Raw genomic sequence first — 18,000 nt, forward strand, 5'->3', positions numbered from 1 at the left:
CCACATGTCAGCGGGGCGTGCTGAACGTGCTCAGGAACTTGTCGCGGAACGTGTCCATCCGCCAGACCGGTGCCTTCGGGGCGGGCTGGAGGCCCTCGCTCCAGCGCCAGCCCGCGATCCGGTCCAGCACCGCCTGGTCGCGGGTGACGATCGTGATGGGAACGTCGCGGGTGGCGCCGCCGCCGGTGAGCAGCGGTGCCGGCTGGTGGTCGCCGAGGAAGATCAGCACCAGGTTGTCGTTGCCGTAGCGTTCGACCCACTGGGTGAGCGCGGTGAGCGAGTACTCGAGGGACTGGCCGTAGGCGGCGCGGGTGCGGTCGGTGTCGCCCCACACCTTGTCCGAGGGTTCGGCGGCGTCGTGGATGGGGCCGTAGACCGAGCCGTCGCCGACGTCGTTCCAGTCGATCATGTGGGGCAGCGGCGCCCACGGCGCGTGGCTCGAGGTGAGCGGCATCTCGGCGAACAGCGGCCCGCGCTCGGCCCGGCCGTACTCCAGCCGCTGGAACGCCGAGAGCGTGTACTGGTCGGGCATCGTCGCCAGGGCGAACGGCGGCCCCTGGTAGCCGACGTTCTTGGCGTCGTAGACCTGGTCGTACCCGTAGAAGCGCCCCTCCGGCCAGGCCTGCGTGACGCCCGGCATCATGCCGACCGTGCGCCAGTCGGCCCGCCGGAAGGCGCTGCTGAGCGTGAGGCGGTCGCTGGAGACCAGCGAGCGGTACCGCTTTTGGTTGTTGATCCAGAGGCCGGAGTTGAGCGTCGCGTGCGCCAGCCAGCTGCCCCCGCCCGCCGTCGACGAGGTGAGGAACGCGCTGCGCGAGTCGAAGCCGGCAGCGGTGAGGCGGCGGGCGCCGTCGGCGAGCACCGCGTCGACCCTCGGCGCGTACAGCGGGTCCTCGATCGCGTCGCGGCCGTAGCTCTCGATGAACGTGAGCAGCACGTCCTTGCCGCGCAGCGCGGTCAGCAGCTGGTCGCCGGGCGTGTTCCGGAACGCGTCGACCGCCGCCTCCGCCTCGAAGGCCTCCTGGTCGCGCAGGCTCGCCCGGATCTGGGCCGCGTGTCCGCGCATGAGGCCGGCGGTGTCGCTGGCGGCGACCGGCGCGTCGGAGACCACGTGCGCGCCCAGCGCGGCGCAGACGAACCACGCGAGAGCCAGCGCGGCGGCGGTGCGCGTGGCGGTCTGCCGGTGCGTCACCACCTGGCGGGTCGCCCGCAGCACCGACAGGATCATCAGCACGACCACGGCGATGACCAGGAGCACCGCACCGACGACCGCGGCGATCGCGCCGGCCTTGCCGATCGCCTGGGTGAGGAAGACCACCGCGGGGTCGAAGAGGCTGACGTCGAAGATCGGGTCGAAGGGCCGGTCGAGCACCGAGTAGAAGCCGATGTCGACGACCTTCAGGATCGTGACGAGGCCGAGGCCCGCGCCGCCGGCGACCGCCACCACCCGGCGCGGCCGGGGCGGCAGGGCGAGCAGCACCGCCACGCCGAGTACGGCCTCGACCGGGATCCGGAGGAACGTCCACGGGCTGACCTTGGCCAGCTCGTTCGGGAGCAGGAGCGCACCCACCACCAGTAGCCAGGCCAGCACGGTGACGGCATGCCTCACGACCCGGCGCGTGCGGGCGAGCCTCGGCGGCCTGCTGGGCTCCCGCACCGGTGCCGGCGCGGTCGAGGCGGGCTCTACCTGGGCCGTCAACGTCCGCATGACAACTAGAACGGCCGTTTGACGGGAACAGTTCAGCGCCTCTCCGCGCCGCGAGACGCTTCCGGTAAATTTACGGAACAGTCTGATCGGGGAGGTATCCGTGAGCACCGATGACCTCGACGGCGTGCACCCGGCCTGGCTGCCGCCGGAGGCGTTCCGGGCGATAGCCGCGCGCCAGGTGCGGGTGGCGGGCACCGGCCCGCTGGTCGAGACGGTGCGGGCGGAGGTGACCCGCGCCGGAGCCACCATCGCGGAGGACGCGGAGCTGGTCCTCGGCTTTGCCGGCGAGGTGGGCTCGCTGGGTGACGAGGGGTTCGCCCTCTCCCGGCGCGATGGCGTGACCACGGTGCTGGCCGACGCGCCGGCCGGCCTGCTCTACGGCTTCTTCCACGTCGTGCGGCTGGGCGAGGCGGCGTTCACCGGCGACCGGCCCGTGGAGCGGCATGTGCCGGCGATGCGGCGACGGATGCTCGACCACTGGGACCACGTCGACGTGCACCCGGTGATGGGCCAGGTGGAGCGCGGCTACTCGGGCGGCTCGATCTTCTGGCGGGCCGGCGCGGCGCGTGACCTGGCCCGGGTGCGGGCCTACGCGCGACTGCTGGCCGCTGTCGGAATCAACGCCATCTCCGTCAACAACGTCAACGTCCACGCGACCGAGGCGAAGCTGCTCACCGAGCGCCTCGGTGACGTCGCGGCGATCGCCGACGTGCTGCGGCCGTACGGGATCCGGGTGCACCTCTCGGTCAACTTCGCCGCACCGGTCATCCTCGGCGGGCTGCCCACCGCCGACCCGCTCGACGAGGGTGTGCGCGCCTGGTGGGCGGAGGCCACCCGCCGGGTGTACGAGGCGATCCCCGACTTCGGCGGCTACGTCGTCAAGGCCGACTCCGAGGGCCAGCCCGGCCCGTTCGGGTACGGGCGCAGCCACGGGGACGGCGCGAACGCCCTCGCTGACGCCCTGGCGCCCTTCGGCGGCGTCGTGCACTGGCGAGCGTTCGTCTACAACCATCGGCAGGACTGGCGAGACCGCTCCACCGACCGGGCACGCGCCGCGTACGACCACTTCGCGCCGCTCGACGGCCAGTTCCGCGACAACGCGATCCTCCAGGTCAAGTACGGCCCGATCGACTTCCAGACCCGCGAGCCCATATCGCCGGTCATCGCCGCGATGCCCGCCACCGCCGTGGCGGTCGAGCTTCAGGTCACGCAGGAGTACACCGGACAGCAGCGGCACGCGTGCTACCTCGGTCCGATGTGGAGCGCGATACTCGGCTTCCCGCTGACCGAGGCGGCGGATGTCGCCGGGCTCGCCAAGGAGGTCGTCGCGGTCTCGAATGTCGGCGACGATCCATTTTGGACCGGTCACCCGCTCGCACAGGCAAACCTGTACGCCTTCGGCCGCCTCGCCTGGGATCCGGCGCTCGACCCGGTGTCCATCCTGGACGAATGGATCGACGTGACGCTCGGGACGGAGGTCGACCGGGAGGCGCTGCACGCGATCCTCGACGACTCCTGGCGTACCTACGAGTCGTACACGGCGCCGCTGGGCGTCGGGTTCATGGTGCGGCCGGGTCACCACTACGGCCCGGACGTCGACGGATACGAGTACACGCCCTGGGGCACGTACCACTTCGCCGATCGCGACGGCGTGGGCGTCGACCGCACCCGGGCGACCGGCACCGGCTTCACCGGGCAGTACCCCGAGCCGTGGTCGGACGTGTACGAGTCGCTGGAGCGGTGCCCCGACGAGCTGCTGCTCTTCTTCCACCACGTGCCGTACGGGCACGTGCTGCGGAACGGCTCGACGGTGATCCAGCACATCTACGACACGCACTTCGCCGGGGCCGAGCGGACCGTCGAGATGCGGCGGCTCTGGGAGCGGCTCGCCGGTCAGGTGGACGCCGGCCTCGACACGCGCGTCCGCGAGCGCCTCGACGAGCAGGTGCGTTCGGCGGCGGAGTGGCGCGACCAGGTCAACACGTACTTCTACCGCAAGTCCGGGGTGCCCGACGCGAAGGGCCGCCGCATCTACTGACGCAGCACCATCACGCCGCGCGGGTCCAGCCGGATCACCTGTCCGATGTGGACCCGTGCGCCGGTGAGCAGGTCGACGCCGCCCGCCCGGGCCACCACCTCGACCGGCTCGGTGTTGTGGTTGAGCAGGAAGAGCAGGTGCGTGCCGTCGCGGGTGACCCGCACCGCGGTCTCCAGGTCTGGCACGTCCGGGTACGGGCCGCTCAGGTTGTGCCAGTCGAGCACCTGCCGGACCACCCACGAGACGCCGGCCTGGTCCAGCCCGGCGGCCACGTACCAGCCGTAGCCCGCGCCGAACACGTTGCGGGTCACGGCGGGCGTGCCGGCGTAGAAGTCGGCCTCGTAGGTGCCGACCACGTCCGCGCCCTGCGGGATCACCAGCTCGAAGAGGAGCCGCGCGTCGACGACCGGGCCGTTGTCGAAGCGCACCGGGTTGACGAACTCGGGGCCGCGCGCGTCCCACTCGTCGACGCGCACGCCCATCAGCGGACCCAGCGGTCCCGGCACGTCCATGAGGAACGCGTTGTCGTCCTCGTCGACCCGCGCGGACAGGAACGTGGTCACCACCGAGCCACCGCGGCTGGCCACCTGCTCCAGCCGCTCCGCCAGGTCGCCCTTGACCATGTGCAGGGCCGGCGCGATCACCACGTCGTAGCGGGACAGGTCGGCGGTCACCGGCACCACGTCGACGTCGGTGCCGGCATCCCACAGCGCCTTGTGGTACGTGAGCACGACCTGCTGGTACCGGACCAGGCGGGAGGGCCCGTCGGAGAGCTCCAGCGCCCACCAGCTGTCCCAGTCGAAGAGCAGGGCGACCCGGGCCGGCGTACGTGCGCCGAGCGTGACGCCGCCCAGCCGGTCGAGCTCCGCGCCGAGCTCGGCGACCTCGCGGAAGACCCGGGTGTCCGACCGGCTGCCGTGGCCGATGACCGCGCCGTGGTACTTCTCGCAGGCGCCCCGGGACGCGCGCATCTGGAAGAACAGCACCGCGTCGGCACCGTGCGCCACCGCCTGCCAGCTCCACAGCCGCATGAGTCCGGGCCGCTTGAGCGGGTTGACGTCGCGGGAGGCGGTGTAGCTCGGCGTCTGCTCCATCAGCCAGAACGGCTGGCCGTCCTTGAGCCCGCGCATCAGGTCGTGGGTGAGCGCCATCCGCGCCTGCGACGTGTCGTCCGGCGGATAGTTGTCCCACGAGGCGAAGTCGAGGTGCTCCGCCCAGCGGTGATAGTCGATCGGCCGGAACATGCCCATGAAGTTGGTGGTGACCGGGGTGTCCGGGTCGGACTCGCGGATCGCGGCCTTCTCGTCGCGGAAGTTGGCGAGCATGGCGTCGGACATGAACCGTAGGTAGTCGAGCGTGATGCCTTGGAACGCGGTGTGGCCGGGCCCGCGCCAGTGCTCGGTCAGCGCGGACGGCGGCTCGACCTCGTCCCAGTCGGTGAACGTGTGCGACCAGAACGTGGTGTTCCAGGCGGCGTTCAGCCGGTCCAAAGTGGAGTAACGCGCCCGCAGCCAGTCGCGGAATCCGGCCGCGCACAGGTCGCAGTAGCAAGCGCCGCCGTACTCGTTGCCGACGTGCCAGGCGATGACGGCCGGGTTGCCGGCGTACCGCTCGGCGACGCGGCGCGCCATCTCCGCCGAGAGGCGGCGGAAGACGGGCGAGCTGGGGCAGGCGTTGTGCCGCTGCCCGTACCGGTGGCGCCGCCCGTCGAAGTCGGTGCGGTTGACCTCCGGGTGGGCCTTGGCCAGCCAGGGCGGGAGCGCGCCGGTGCCGGTGGCGAGGCAGATCTGCCGGCCTTCGGCGGCGGCCCGCCCGACGATCCGGTCGAGCGTGGTGAAGTCGTACACGTCGGGGGCCGGCTGGCTCTGTGCCCAGATGAAGACGCCGAGCGTGACCGTGTCGATCCGGGCCGTGTCGAAGAGCTCGTAGTCCTGCTTCCACACCTGCTCGGGCCACTGCTCGGGGTTGTAGTCCCCGCCGTACGGCACCTTCGACGTAGCGGGCAGGGCGCTCATGCGGTGAACTCCTCCGTGATCTTGTTGATCATCGGTCGGGAGGTTAACAGCAGCACGAGCGCGAAGACCGAACCCAACAGCGCGACCACGGCCTCGGAGGTGGCCGCGGTGAGAAGGCCGGTCAGCACCAGCAGGCAGGCGTTGCCGAGCGTCACTCCCGGCGTGCGGGCGATGAAGAGCAGCGCGAGCCGGGCGATGTCGATGGTCCGAAACGAGAACAGCGAGGTGATCACCAGGGCGTTGCCGAGCCAGAGGGTCACCACGATCCCGATCGCGACGAGCAGGCCGGCCCACCACCCGGGCACGCCCGCGGCGCCGAAGTTGGCCAGGCTCATGCCGATGAGAGTCAGCCAGACCAGGCAGGGCACCCAGATCCGGAGGCTGCCCAGGAAGTTGAGCCGGTATCCGCGCCAGAACGCCGCCGCCGGGTGCAGCTCGGTGAGGTCGTCGCTGCGGTTGCGCAGCGCGTACAGGGCGGCGGACAGGGCCGGGCCGAGCGGGATCGCACACGCGGCGAAGAGCGGGATGTTGGACCGGTCCGCGGCGAGCAGGAGGAGCGGCACCAACCCCGGCAGGGTGGTGAGCAGGATGAGCAGCTCGACGACGAGCAGCGTGTAAATGAACGCGGCGCCCTGCGACAGGGGGCCGTTGCCGAAGTGACGTTTGGCTCCAGCGAGCTCGCTCATCCTTCTTCCTCCCCGGTGCCCAGTAGCCGGTCGTCGTCCCACCACGGCGGGGTCTCGTCGGTGACGGCGGTGATCTCCACCAGCGTCACCTCGTGGCGGTCGAGGGTGAGGTCGAGGTCGACGCGCCCGCCCACGATCGGCAGCGCCTGATGGCGGCGGGCCGGCTCGGCCAGCTCGCGCAGCGCGTCGAGCTGCCGGCGGTCGGGGGAGCGCGGGCGGCCCATCGCGGACCACGCCGCCCAGGCGTTGCCCGCCTCGTCGCTGACCGACGAGCGCAGCGCGAACGCAGTCCCTTGTGGAGGGTCGAGCGGGATCGACAAGCTGACCGTGTGTCCGGCGGGCGCGGTGCCGAGGTCGGTGACGTCCACGGGTGCCCACGCCAGCACCGTCACGCGGCCGGTGGCGTCCCGGGTGACGAGGTGGTCGAGGCCGCGGGTCAGGAGCAGCTCGCCCATGCGCGCCATGAACGCGTACAGGTGGTACGTCGGCTTTTTGACCTGGCGGTGGGCGAGCAGCCCGAAGCCGCCGTGCAACAGTGCGGTCGGCACACCCACCTCCTCGAACACGTCGCTGAACGTCCAGTACGAGAAGGAGTCCACCAGGTCACCGCCGGCGGCCAGCACCGGGGCGAGGTAGGCGGCGTTGAACGCGGTGTCGTGCACCGGGTTGTCCGGCCGGTAGGACGAGTTGAACTCGGTGATGTGCACCGGCAGGCCGGCCAGTGCGGTGCCGCGCAGCTTGCGTCCCGGCCGGGCGAACTGTTCCAGCAGGCGGCTCGACGGAGCCAGCCGCTGGTACGTGCCGAACGGCACGTGCTGGGCCGGTCCGGAGGTGTACGCGTGCTGGCTGACGAAGTCGATGGGCACGTCGCGTGCGGCGACGAAGTCGGCGAAGCGGAGCAGCCAGTCACCGGCGTCGGGGGCGAGGGCCGGGCCGCCGACCTGGAGCCCGGCGTCGACCTCCTTGACGGTGTGCGCGGTCAGCTCGTACAGGCGGTGGTAGGCGTCCTGGTCGGCGCCGGCCCAGAACTCCTTGAGGTTGGGCTCGTTCCACACCTCGATCGGCCAGCCGCGCACCTCGTCGAGCCCGTAGCGGTCGACGAGGTGGGAGATGGTCGCGCGGACCAGGTCGGCCCACTCGGGCCAGGAGCGCGGCGGCGTGACGTTGCCGTCCCACCAGAAGACGGTCTGCTCGCCGGAGGCCAGCTCGGCGGGCATGAAGCCGAGCTCCAGGAACGGCTTGACGCCGAGTTCGAGGTAGGCGTCGACGACCTGGTCGACGTAGGTGAACGCGTGGTGCACGCGGCGGGCGCCCCGGTGCTCGAACGGCCGGTAGACGCCGACGCCGTCACTGAGCAGGCCGTGCCCCCGGATGTGGCGAAAGCCGATCTCGCGCTGGACCAGCGCCAGCGAGTCCTGGTAGTCGCGGCGGAGGGCGAGCTCGAACCGGCCGGTGCCGACGCAGTGGCGCCAAGCGCCGGACAACCGGCCGGTCGAGTCTTTCGGTACGGAGACCCGCACGGTCAGCCGTGTTCCTTCTTGTAGCGTTCGTACGCCTTCTGCTGAAGCTCCATGTACTGGTCCATGTTCTTGCTCTTCAGCTCGGTCAGGTACTTGTCCCACTCGGTGAGGGGCCGCTGGCCGAGGATGAAGCGCAGGGTCTGCTGCTCGATGTAGTCGCGCAGCGCGGTCTCCCACAGCGTCGCCTGCTCGCGCTCCTCGTCGTTGAACGGGGCCGGCGGTGGCACCACCCACGGCGCCGCCGGACGGGCGTTCAGCACCTTCTGGTACTCCTGCTCCTCCGGCGAGAAGAACGCCTGCACCAGCTCGGGCTTGCCGCCGTAGGCGAACACGCCGTTGTAGAAGCCGAAGTCCTTCTGGAGGTGCTTGGGCGCCTTGGGGTGCAGGCCGACGACGTTGACGCTGTCGACGATCTGCGGCTTGCCCGAGGCGTCCTTGGTGTAGGTCACGCCCTCGACGCCCAGCTTGGCGAACTCCTGACCGGCGTCCGAGTAGAACAGCCAGTCGATGAGCTGCATCATGGCCACGAAGTTCTTGTTGTCCTTGGCCTTCGTGGAGATCATGACGCCGTTCTCCAGGCGGCTGGCGGGGTTGACCTCACCGGCCGGCCCGACCGGCAGCGGGATCTTCTTCATCTGTGCCTTGGGGTTCTTCGAGAGATCCGCCCGGTAGTCGTTCACGAGAGCCTGCGCGTTACCAGTGATCACGAACGACTTGTCGGTGGCGATCTTCGAGCGCGCCTGGTCGTCGGTCTGGGTGAAGCTCTCCGGGTCGAGCAGCTTCTCCGACACGAGCTTGTTGAGGAAGGTGACCCACTCCTTCCACTTGTCGCTGGCGGCGGTGTAGAAGAACTTGCCGGCGGATGCGTCCCACCTCGCGTGCTCGAAGCCCCAGCCGCCCGGAGCGCCGTAGGACGAGCCGAGGATGTTGTACAGGTTGCCGGTCGGGCGGGGCTGGCTGTACCGGTCGGTCATCGGGTAGACGTTCGGGTACTTCGCCTTCATGGCCTTGAGCATCGTGTAGACCTCGTCCCAGGTCTTCGGCTCCTGTAGGCCGAGCTCCTGGAGGATGTCGGTGCGGACGACAAGGGAGTAGTCCTGCCACGCCTTCTCGTGCACGCCGGGCAGCAGGTAGTACTTGCCATCCGCCTGACGGAGACCGTCGATCTCCGGCCCGAGGTTCCACTTCGCGATCTTGTCCTTGTAGTTGGGCATGAGATCGATGTAGTCGCTGACCGGCAGGATCGCGCCGGAGGAGACGAACGCGTTCTCCGACGGGTGGTACGTCTTCGGGATGATCAGCGGGGCGTCGCCGGCGCTGATAAGCACGCTGCGCTTCTGCTCGTAGTCGCTTCCCGGCACCGCGACCTGATCGAACGTGACGTTGGTCCGCTTCTCCAGCTCCTGCCAGAAGAGCCAGTCGGGCTTGACCGGGTAGTTCGCGTTGTTGAGGAGGAGGATCGAGAACTTCACCGGCTCGGTCGCCTTGAACTGCTCGCCGACCTTGAAGTTCTCCATCGCGCCGGACCGGTTCGCGGAGAGCTCCTCGGCCGGGTCGCTGTCGTCACCGCAGGCGGCGAGGCCCAGCGTGAGAGCGAGCGCGCTGGCCGTGGCGGCCACCACGCGACGCCGGGATAGTAGGAACATCGCACCGTCCTTTCAGGAGGATGAGTATCTCGGGGTGGGACGTAAGGCTTTCGGGGCTAGCCCTTCACGGCGCCGAGCATGATGCCGGAGACGAAGTACCGCTGGATGAAGGGATAGACCGTGAGGATGGGCAGAGTGGTGAGCACGATGGTCACGGACTTGATCGTGGCGTCGACCTGCGCTTCGTCCTGTTCGGCGATGGCGCCGGCCATCTCGGAGCCGGTCGAGCCCGCGATGAGGTTGCGGAGATACACCGTGACCGGGAAGAGCTCCTGCCGGTCCATGTAGAGGAACGCGGAAAACCAGGAGTTCCAGAAGGAGACCGCGTAGAAAAGCACCATCGTCGCGACGATCGCCTTCGACAGCGGCAGCACGATCCGGAACAGGATCCCGTATGTGTTGAGGCCGTCGACGGCCGCGGCCTCCTCCAGATCAGTCGGCAGGCTTTCGAAGAACGCCTTCATGACCAGGAGGTTGAAGACACTGATGGCGTTCGGCAGGGCGATGGCCCAGACCGAGTTCTTCAGACCCAGGCTGGTGACCAGGATGTAGTTGGGGATCAGGCCGCCGTTGAAGAACATGGTGAAGACCGCGATGGTGATCAGGAACGTGCGGCCCTTGAGGTGCTTCTTGGACAGGACGTAGGCGTAGGTGGTGGTCAGGACCAGGGCGACGGCCGTCGCGACCGTCGTGTAGAAGACGGTGTTGCGGTAGTTCCTCCAGAACATCGGGTCGGACATCACGTGGTCGTACGCCGAGAGGTTGAACCCCTTCGGGAGGAGGTTCACCTGACCGCTGATGATGTACGCCTGGTCGCTCATCGAACGGGCCACGATGTTGATGAAGGGGTAGAGCGTCACGATTACCACGCCGGTCAGGATGATCGCGTTGACCACCATGAACGCGCGGTAGCCGCGGCTGGGCCGGATGCCCTTCTTCCGCCGGATCGGGCGCCGGATCGCGTCGATGGTTACCACAGGCTCGCCCCCACAGCGCGGCGGGAGATGTAGTTCGCCGACAGCACGAGCGTCAGCCCGATGATCGCCTCGAAGAGCCCGATCGCCGCGGCGTAGCTGAGGTTGCCGGAGACGATGCCGACGCGGTACACGTACGTGGAGATGACGTCCGCGGTCTCGTAGGTGAGCGGGTTGTAGATCAGCAGGATCTTCTCGAAGCCGACCGCCATGAACGTGCCGATGTTGAGGATCAGCAGTGTCATCATCGTCGGCCGGATGCCGGGCAACGTCACGTGCCAGGTCTGGCGCCACCGGTTGGCGCCGTCGATCCGCGCCGCCTCGTACAGATCCTGGTCGATGGTGGTGAACGCGGCGAGGTAGAGGATCGTGCCCCAGCCGACGGTCTGCCACGCCTCCGACGAGACGTAGATGGTGCGGAACCACTCGGGTTTCTGGATGAACGCGGCGGGTTCGCCGCCGAGCGCGTTGACGAGCTGGTTGACCACGCCGTCGACGGACACCATCTGGAGGATCATGCCGGCCACGATCACGATCGACAGGAAGTGCGGCAGGTACGACACCGACTGGACGAACCGCTTGAGGTATCGGGTGCGCACCTCGTTGAGCAGCAGCGCGAGCACGATCGGCAGCGGGAAACAGACCAGCAAGGTCAGGCCGCCGAGGATCAGCGTGTTGGTGAAGACGTCCCAGAAGGTCGGATCGCTCAGGAACATCTTCACGTACCGGAGGCCGACCCAGTACTCGCCGAAGATGCCGCCGCCGGGCCGGAAGCGCCGGAAGGCGATCACGTTGCCGACCATCGGCAGGTACCGGAAGATCACGAAGAACAGCAGCGGAAGGAGCGCGAGCGAGTAGAGCTGCCAGTCCCGGCGTATCGCGCGGCGCCACGGGTACCGGCCCTTGCGGACCTTGCGGGCTATCGGTGGGAGCGTCGGCTCCGCCAGTGTCGTCGGTGGTGGATCTAGAGTTTTCGGAGTACTCATGCGGTGCCCTCCCCGCCGTGTCCCTCCCGAACGGCTTGCTTGACCGGCACGGCGCGGTCCACGCGCACCTGGGCCAGAAATCGGCGCTCGTGGCCGACCTCGCGCTCGGCACCGGCGAGGCGCAGCGACAGCTCGGCCACCGTGTCGCCGGCCGACCGGCCGAAGCGGAGCTCCACGTCGCCGGGCTCGACGACGCGGCGGCCATGCACCCCGGTGAAGGCGGCGACGTCGGCGGGCACGGTAAACGTCACCCGCGCCGTCTCACCCGGCTCCAGTGGCACCCGCGTGTACCCGACGAGGCGGACCACCGGCCGGGTGATCTGGGCGACCGCGTCGTGCAGGTAGAGCTGGACCACCTCGGTGCCGGCCCGCGAGCCGGTGTTGCGGACCGTGACCTGCACCGTGGCGTCGCCGTCGACGGGCCACTCGGTGTCGCCGGCCGCGTCGCACCACTCGAACGCCGTGTAGCTGAGCCCGTGCCCGAACGCGAACGCCGGCGTCGGGTCCACAGAGGACACCTGGTTGCGGCGGCCCAGCGGCGGCGCTAGATAGGTGGTGGGCAGGCCGCCCGAGTCGCGGGGGATGCTGACCGGCAGCCGCCCGGACGGGCTGACCGCGCCGGTGAGTACCTCGGCGAGTGCCTGCCCGCCCCGCTGCCCGGGGAAGAACGCCTGCACGATGCCGGCGGCGGCGTCGAACTCTTCGCCGATCGCGTACGGCCGGCCGGTGAGCAGCACGAGCACGACCGGCTTGCCGGTGGTCAGCACCGCGTGCACCAGATCGGCCTGGACGCCCGGCAGGCGTAGGTCGGCGGCGTCGCAGCCCTCGCCCGACGTGCCCCGGCCGAAGAGCCCGGCCCGGTCGCCGACGGCGACCACGCAGACGTCGCTCTCCGCCGCCGCGGCGGCCGCGACCGCGATACCGGAGGTGTCGTCGCCGGTGATCTCGCAACCGGGCTCGTACACGAGGCCCGGGACCAGACGGCCGAGCGCCTCGCGCAGCGTAGGGATCTCCACGCCGACCTCATGGTCCGGGTGTTTCACGCCGACGTGGGTCGGAAACGCGTAGCAGCCGAGCATGGCGAGTGGGTCGTCCGCGACGGGGCCGACCAGCGCCACCCGCGCGCCGGGCGCGAGCGGCAGCACGCCGCCTTCGTTGCGCACCAGCACGATCGACTGGCGGGCCAGGCGCAGCGCGATGTCCCGGCCGGTCTCGTCGTCGAAGCTCAGGTCGTCGGCGCCCTCGGGCAGCGGCCGCCACCCCTCGTCGAGCAGCCCCAGCTCGGCCTTCTGGGTCAGCACCCGGTACGCGGCGCGGTCGATCAGCGCCTCGTCGACCACGCCCGCGCGGACGGCCTCGACCAGCGCCGGGCCGAACGCGTCGACCGTCGGCAGCTCGACGTCGATCCCGGCGCGCAGGGCGAGCGTGGCGGCGTGTACCGCGTCGGCGGCCACGGCGTGCAGCGTCTGTAGGAACCGCACCGCGAAGTAGTCCGAGACGACCGTGCCGGTGAAGCCCCACTCGTCGCGGAGCAGGCCGGTCAGCAACGTCTCGTCGGCCGCGACCGGGAGGCCGTCGATCTCGGCGTACGAGTTCATCACCGAGCGGGCGCCGCCGAGCCGCAGCGCCATCTCGAACGGCGGCAGCACCACGTCGGCCAGCTCCCGCCGCCCCATCTGCACGGGACCGTGGTTGCGGCCGCCGCGGGACGCCGAATAGCCCGCGAAGTGCTTGAGGGTGGCGACGACGCCGGCCTTCTCGAGGCCTCGCACGTACGCGGCGCCGATGGTGCCCACCAGGTACGGGTCTTCGCCGATGGTCTCCTCGGTGCGGCCCCACCGGTAGTCGCGGGTCACGTCCACCACGGGTGCCAGCCCCTGGTGTACGCCGGCGGCCCGCATCGACCGGCCGATGTGCCCGGCCATCTCCTCGACGAGGTCGGGGTCGAAGGCGGCGCCCCAGCTCAGCGGCGTCGGGTACGCGGTCGCGCGCCAGGTGGCGAAGCCGGTCAGGCATTCCTCGTGCACCTGCGCCGGGATGCCGAAGCGGCTGTTGGCCACGATCTCGGCCTGGGAGACCGCCAGCGAGCGGGCGCCGAGCACCGGGTCGACCGGCGCGGTGCCGAACGGCCGGGTGAGCTGCCCCAGCCCGTGCCGGATCATCTCGCTCCACGGCGCGTCGCCCGTCATGTCGGCCTGGTGCGGCGCGACCCCGCCGCCGTCGGCGTCGGCTCCCACCCAGACGCCAACGAGCTGGGCGATCTTCTCCTCCAGCGTCATGTGCGGCAGGAGTGCGCCGGCGCGCTCGGCCGGTGACAGCTTCGCGTCGCGCCACCGCGTGGCCTCGGGCGCGAGCTCCGTATCGACCGGTACCTGACTCGTCATGCCGCCCCCGGGCTCGCACACTCGAAAGTTTCCGCAACAACTCCGTTACATATGGCGGCAACTTAGGCGTCGCCGCCGATCGATGTCAAGAGGCTCGATTGCAATGGTCAACTTGGTGTATGGTCCTGTGGGTCATGCCTGGGCGTGACTGTCCCCGGCTTTGGCGAGGCTGGCCAGGGCCGGGTCGCCCACGGCGGAGTCTGCCGAAACTTCCGAGTAGGCTGCGTGAGTTTTCGATGACCGTTCCACGTCCGGTCGCCAGGCCCGGCTCCACCACGATCGCGACCATCGCCGGCGAGGTCGGCGTCTCCGTCACGACCGTGTCCAAGGTCCTCAACGGCCGTTCGGACGTCGCGCCCGAGACCCGCGCGCGCGTCGAGGAGAGCCTGGAGCGCCACAGCTACCGCCGCCGCACCAACCGGCAGTCCAGCACCTCCCAGATCGACCTCGTCTTCCACCGGTTCGACACGGCGTGGGCCATCGAGATCATCAAGGGCGTCGAGACGGTGACTGCCGCCGCCAAGGTCGACATCGTGCTCTCCCAGCTCGACGGCGCGCACAGCCCGTCGCAGCAGTGGCTCGACACCGTGTACGCCCGGCGCCCGCTCGGCGTGCTCCTGGTGCTCTGCCACCTCGGCCAGGCACAGCAGCGGCAGCTACAGCGCCAGCGGATCCCGTTCGTCGTCGTCGACACCGACAGCGCGACGTCCGCGTCGGTGCCGACCGTCGGTTCCAACAACTGGAACGGCGGCCTCCTCGCCGCCCGCCACCTACTGGACCTGGGCCACCGCCGGATCGCCGTCATCTCCGGCCCGGAAGACGTGCTGTGCAGCAAGGCTCGGGTCGCCGGCTTCCGCTCCGCGCACGACGAGGCCGGCGTACCGGTCGATCCCGCCCTCGTGCGGTTCGGCAACTTCGCCGCGTACAGCGGCAACGACATCGGCCTGGAGCTGCTCCGGCGGCCGGATCGCCCGACGGCCATCTTCGCCGGTTCGGACATCCAGGCCATGGGCGTGATGCGTGCGGCCCGGCAGCTCGGCCTCGACGTGCCCCGCGACCTCTCCGTGGTCGGCTACGACAACCTGCCGGTGGCCAGCTGGCTCGGGCCGGCGCTCACCACCGTCAACCAGCCGCTGCGCGACATGGCCGGCGCGGCGACCCGGATGCTGCTCGACCTGGCCCGCGGCGAGGAGCTGGCCACCACCCGGATCGACCTCGTGACGGAGCTGATCGTGCGGGAAAGCACGGGGCCGGTGGGCTGATGGCGCTCTTCGACCTCCCCCTGGAGCAACTGGAGCGGTACACCCCGGACGTGGCCGAGCCGCTCGACTTCGACGCCTTCTGGCACTCCACAGTGGAATCAGCGGCCGCCAAGCCGATCCTGCTCGACGTGACGCCGTATCAGAACGAGCTGTCGCTTGTGGACACGTGGGACGTCACGTTCGCCGGATACGCCGGTGACCCGATCCGCGCGTGGTACACCCGACCGGCCGGTGTGGACGATCCGATCCCCGCCGTCGTCGAATACCTGGGCTACGGCCGCGGCCGCGGGCTGCCACACGAGCGGCTGACCTGGCCGGCCGCCGGATACGCACACCTGCTCATGGACTCCCGCGGGCAGGGCGGGCAGTACGGCACCGGCGGCGACACGCCGGATCCGCACAACGGCGCGCTCGGCGGTCCGGGCCCGGTCACCCGCGGCATCCTCGACCCGCACGACTACTACTACCGCCGGCTCATCACCGACGCGGTACGCGCGGTCGAGGCGATCCGCGCGCTGCCTGGCGTAGACCCGGCGCGGGTGGCCGTCGCCGGTAACAGCCAGGGCGGCGGCCTCGCGCTGGCGGTGGCCGGGCTCGTGCCCGACCTGGCCGCGTTGCTCACCACCGCGCCGTTCATGTGCCACATCCAGCGCGCGATCGACGTGACCGACGCCGCACCGTACGGAGAGATCGTCACGTTCCTCGCCGTGCACCGCGAAGCCGAGGAGGCCGCCCGCCGCACGCTGTCCTACGTGGACGGTGTCGCCTTCGCCCGCCGCGCCAACGCGCCGGCTCACTTCGGTGTGGGCCTGCGCGACACGGTATGCCCACCGAGCACTGTGTACGCCGCCTACAACCAGTACGGCGCGGACGACCGCGCGCTCTACGCGTACCCGTTCAACCACCACGAGGGTGGCGAGGCGGTACACGTACGGCGCCAACTGCGCTGGCTCCGCTATCACCTGGAGTCGTGATCGGCCCACGGGCGGGGGAACGAGTCGCCGTCCAGCCGCTGACCCGGTGTGAGGCCGAGCGGGTCGGTGACGACATGGGCGGTGCCGCTGTAGGTCGCCGCCGCGTCCATGTAGATGACGACGTGCGCGAGCCGGGCCAGGTCGGTGCGGTTGGGCAGGGCCATGTGACCGGTGTAGCCGCTGTGGAAAGTGCAGTCGCCGGCCCGCAACGGCACGGTCACGCGGGGGACCCAGCGTAGCGAGGGGTCCAAGGCGAAGAGATCCTCCTCGTGATGGAGGTCCTGCGGGCGCAGGCCGGTGCGATGCTGGGTGCCGGGCAGGAAGGTCATGCAGCCGCGCTCGGGCGGCACGTCGACGAGTGCTATCCACGCCGACAGCGGGAGCCGGTCGCCGGCGTGTGGCCAGTACGGACGGTCCTGGTGAAACTCGGTGGCGACGTTGTTGTGCGGCTCCTTGACCAGCATCTGATCGTGCCAGAGCCGCAACGGAAACCCGGCGAGCTGCTCGGCGATCCGGCCGAGCCGCGAGTCGAAGGTGAGCGCGCGCAGGTCGTCGTCGCGCTGCCATACGTTGACGAGCTGGCTGAAGGCCCCTTGCTTTTCCAGACTCTCCGCGCGGTGCGCCGTCAGGAACGCCTCGGCGCTGGCCCGAAAGCGCTCGACCTGATCCGGATCGAGCACCCCACGCACTCGAACGAAACCGGATTCCCTATACGCCGCCACGAGTGCGTCCGGCACCCGGCCGTCGGCGCCGACATCGCTTTCACTGGATTGGTTTGTCATGCCTCCAAGTCTCGTCGGGGTGTGCCGTCGCGGGCTAGGCCGATCCCTGCCAGTAGTCGTACGATCCCGACATGCCCCACACCGCGCATGAGCTGCGGACCCTGCACGAGCACGAGCTGTTCGCCCGGGGGCCGATCTGGGGCGGCGTCCACCACCTGGGCGCGGACGTCGAGTCGCACGCGCACGACTTCGTCGAGATCGCCGTGATCGGGAGCGGTCGCGGCCGGCACGTGACAAGCAAGGGCGAGCACGAGTTGCGGCCGGGCGAGGTCGTCGTGCTGCGCCCCGGCGCCTGGCACGGATTTCGGGACTGCGTCGACCTGACCGTCGCCAACTGCTGCCTCTCCGCCCACGCCCTCCGCACCGACCTGGCTGGGATCCACGACATCCGGATCTTGCGACGGATGCTGTGGATCGAGCCGACGGCGTCCGGCGCTCAGGGCGTCGCGACAGTCACCGTCGATCAGACCGCCGCCGAGGAAGCCATCGCGCAGATCGGCCAGCTCGAACGGGACCTCGCGGGCGCGGGAGCGAGGCCCGGCCGCCTCTTGGGCCGGCTGGTCACGGTCCTGGGCATCCTCGCCGACGGCCGTAGGCCCGAAGCCACGAGCGCTGAGTCGACCGTCCACCCCGCCGTCGCGGCGACCGCCGCCCGGCTGGAGGCGACACCCGCTCGGCAATGGCGACTGGACGATCTCGCCAGGGCCGTCAACCTGGACCCCGCATACCTCGGCCGCCTCTTCACACAGCACATCGGATTGACGCCCATGGGTTTCCTCGCCCGGGTGCGGGCCGAGCGCGCCGCGACGTTACTGGCAAACTCCACCCTGTCCGCCGCCCAGATCGGCGTCGCCGTCGGCTGGGACGACCCGACGTACTTCGCCCGCCGCTTCCGGACCCTCGTCGGACTGACGCCCAGCGAATACCGCCGACGCAGCCGAGCCGTCGCCACACGCCGCGGCTGAGCGCAGCAGTGCGGCTCCGCCGGATGCCCGCGGTCCGGACCACGACGGACGTCGCGGTAG

Annotated in this window: 13 protein-coding genes; 4 read left to right on the forward strand and 9 right to left on the reverse strand. The window is 70.2% G+C overall.

The genetic code is table 11. The annotated features are described in order from the left end of the window. Positions 1-7: 7 nt before the first annotated feature. Complete coding sequence (locus AC5L36_RS31185) at positions 8-1,708, reverse strand: LTA synthase family protein (protein ID WP_441222343.1); 1,701 nt, start codon at positions 1,706-1,708, stop codon at positions 8-10. Between the two features lie 100 nt (positions 1,709-1,808). Between AC5L36_RS31185 and AC5L36_RS31190 the strand changes: the two genes are divergently transcribed. Continuing rightward, positions 1,809-3,746, forward strand: a complete 1,938-nt coding sequence (locus AC5L36_RS31190; RefSeq protein ID WP_441222344.1) for an alpha-glucuronidase — start codon at positions 1,809-1,811, stop codon at positions 3,744-3,746. Here AC5L36_RS31190 and AC5L36_RS31195 read toward each other — a convergent pair. Genes AC5L36_RS31195 through AC5L36_RS31225 form a run of 7 tightly spaced genes read right to left on the reverse strand, consistent with a single transcriptional unit; the run spans position 3,740 to position 13,957 of the window. Then, positions 3,740-5,761 carry a beta-galactosidase gene (locus tag AC5L36_RS31195; RefSeq protein WP_441222345.1) on the reverse strand — a complete coding sequence of 674 codons (2,022 nt, stop codon included), beginning with the start codon at positions 5,759-5,761 and terminating at the stop codon, positions 3,740-3,742. The genes AC5L36_RS31190 and AC5L36_RS31195 overlap by 7 nt on opposite strands. Further along, a complete protein-coding gene (locus tag AC5L36_RS31200) occupies positions 5,758-6,447 on the reverse strand; it encodes a DUF624 domain-containing protein (RefSeq protein WP_441222346.1) in 690 nt (229 codons plus the stop codon). The genes AC5L36_RS31195 and AC5L36_RS31200 overlap by 4 nt, the downstream gene beginning before the upstream one ends. After that, the gene (locus AC5L36_RS31205; RefSeq protein WP_441222347.1) at positions 6,444-7,967 is read right to left on the reverse strand and encodes a GH39 family glycosyl hydrolase; all 1,524 of its coding nucleotides are present in this window, start codon (positions 7,965-7,967) and stop codon (positions 6,444-6,446) included. The genes AC5L36_RS31200 and AC5L36_RS31205 overlap by 4 nt, the downstream gene beginning before the upstream one ends. A gap of 2 nt (positions 7,968-7,969) precedes the next feature. Beyond that, complete coding sequence (locus AC5L36_RS31210; RefSeq protein ID WP_441222348.1) at positions 7,970-9,613, reverse strand: ABC transporter substrate-binding protein; 1,644 nt, start codon at positions 9,611-9,613, stop codon at positions 7,970-7,972. Between the two features lie 56 nt (positions 9,614-9,669). Continuing rightward, the gene (locus tag AC5L36_RS31215) at positions 9,670-10,590 is read right to left on the reverse strand and encodes a carbohydrate ABC transporter permease (RefSeq protein ID WP_441222349.1); all 921 of its coding nucleotides are present in this window, start codon (positions 10,588-10,590) and stop codon (positions 9,670-9,672) included. Beyond that, entirely contained in the window at positions 10,584-11,573 is a 990-nt protein-coding gene (locus tag AC5L36_RS31220) for an ABC transporter permease (protein ID WP_441222350.1), read from the reverse strand. Before AC5L36_RS31220 ends, AC5L36_RS31215 begins: the two co-directional genes overlap by 7 nt. Then, positions 11,570-13,957, reverse strand: coding sequence for a beta-xylosidase/alpha-l-arabinosidase (locus AC5L36_RS31225; RefSeq protein WP_441222351.1), 2,388 nt, complete (start codon positions 13,955-13,957; stop codon positions 11,570-11,572). The genes AC5L36_RS31220 and AC5L36_RS31225 overlap by 4 nt, the downstream gene beginning before the upstream one ends. A 236-nt stretch (positions 13,958-14,193) precedes the next feature. Here AC5L36_RS31225 and AC5L36_RS31230 point away from each other — a divergent pair, with 236 nt between their 5' ends. Both AC5L36_RS31230 and AC5L36_RS31235 read left to right on the forward strand, forming a co-directional pair. Beyond that, positions 14,194-15,219 (forward strand): LacI family DNA-binding transcriptional regulator, encoded by a 1,026-nt coding sequence (locus AC5L36_RS31230; protein ID WP_441222352.1) that lies wholly within the window; start codon positions 14,194-14,196, stop codon positions 15,217-15,219. Then, on the forward strand, positions 15,219-16,193 hold the full coding sequence (locus tag AC5L36_RS31235) for an acetylxylan esterase (protein WP_441222353.1): 975 nt from the start codon (positions 15,219-15,221) through the stop codon (positions 16,191-16,193). The genes AC5L36_RS31230 and AC5L36_RS31235 overlap by 1 nt, the downstream gene beginning before the upstream one ends. On the opposite strand, the gene AC5L36_RS31240 is transcribed toward AC5L36_RS31235, so the two are convergent. Beyond that, on the reverse strand, positions 16,178-16,975 hold the full coding sequence (locus AC5L36_RS31240) for a phytanoyl-CoA dioxygenase family protein (RefSeq protein WP_441222354.1): 798 nt from the start codon (positions 16,973-16,975) through the stop codon (positions 16,178-16,180). The genes AC5L36_RS31235 and AC5L36_RS31240 overlap by 16 nt on opposite strands. Positions 16,976-17,046: 71 nt before the next feature. Here AC5L36_RS31240 and AC5L36_RS31245 point away from each other — a divergent pair, with 71 nt between their 5' ends. Further along, on the forward strand, positions 17,047-17,940 hold the full coding sequence (locus tag AC5L36_RS31245; RefSeq protein WP_441222355.1) for an AraC family transcriptional regulator: 894 nt from the start codon (positions 17,047-17,049) through the stop codon (positions 17,938-17,940). Positions 17,941-18,000 lie beyond the last annotated feature (60 nt).

The organism is Phytohabitans sp. LZ39 (assembly GCF_059359075.1).

Coding starts and splice junctions, on each gene's coding strand:
- AC5L36_RS31230 (WP_441222352.1), top strand. CDS start 14,194: ATGACCGTTCCACGTCCGGTCGCCAGGCCCGGCTCCACCACGATCGCG.
- AC5L36_RS31210 (WP_441222348.1), bottom strand. CDS start 9,613: ATGTTCCTACTATCCCGGCGTCGCGTGGTGGCCGCCACGGCCAGCGCG.
- AC5L36_RS31225 (WP_441222351.1), bottom strand. CDS start 13,957: ATGACGAGTCAGGTACCGGTCGATACGGAGCTCGCGCCCGAGGCCACG.
- AC5L36_RS31195 (WP_441222345.1), bottom strand. CDS start 5,761: ATGAGCGCCCTGCCCGCTACGTCGAAGGTGCCGTACGGCGGGGACTAC.
- AC5L36_RS31220 (WP_441222350.1), bottom strand. CDS start 11,573: ATGAGTACTCCGAAAACTCTAGATCCACCACCGACGACACTGGCGGAG.
- AC5L36_RS31185 (WP_441222343.1), bottom strand. CDS start 1,708: ATGCGGACGTTGACGGCCCAGGTAGAGCCCGCCTCGACCGCGCCGGCA.
- AC5L36_RS31200 (WP_441222346.1), bottom strand. CDS start 6,447: ATGAGCGAGCTCGCTGGAGCCAAACGTCACTTCGGCAACGGCCCCCTG.
- AC5L36_RS31240 (WP_441222354.1), bottom strand. CDS start 16,975: ATGACAAACCAATCCAGTGAAAGCGATGTCGGCGCCGACGGCCGGGTG.
- AC5L36_RS31235 (WP_441222353.1), top strand. CDS start 15,219: ATGGCGCTCTTCGACCTCCCCCTGGAGCAACTGGAGCGGTACACCCCG.
- AC5L36_RS31245 (WP_441222355.1), top strand. CDS start 17,047: ATGCCCCACACCGCGCATGAGCTGCGGACCCTGCACGAGCACGAGCTG.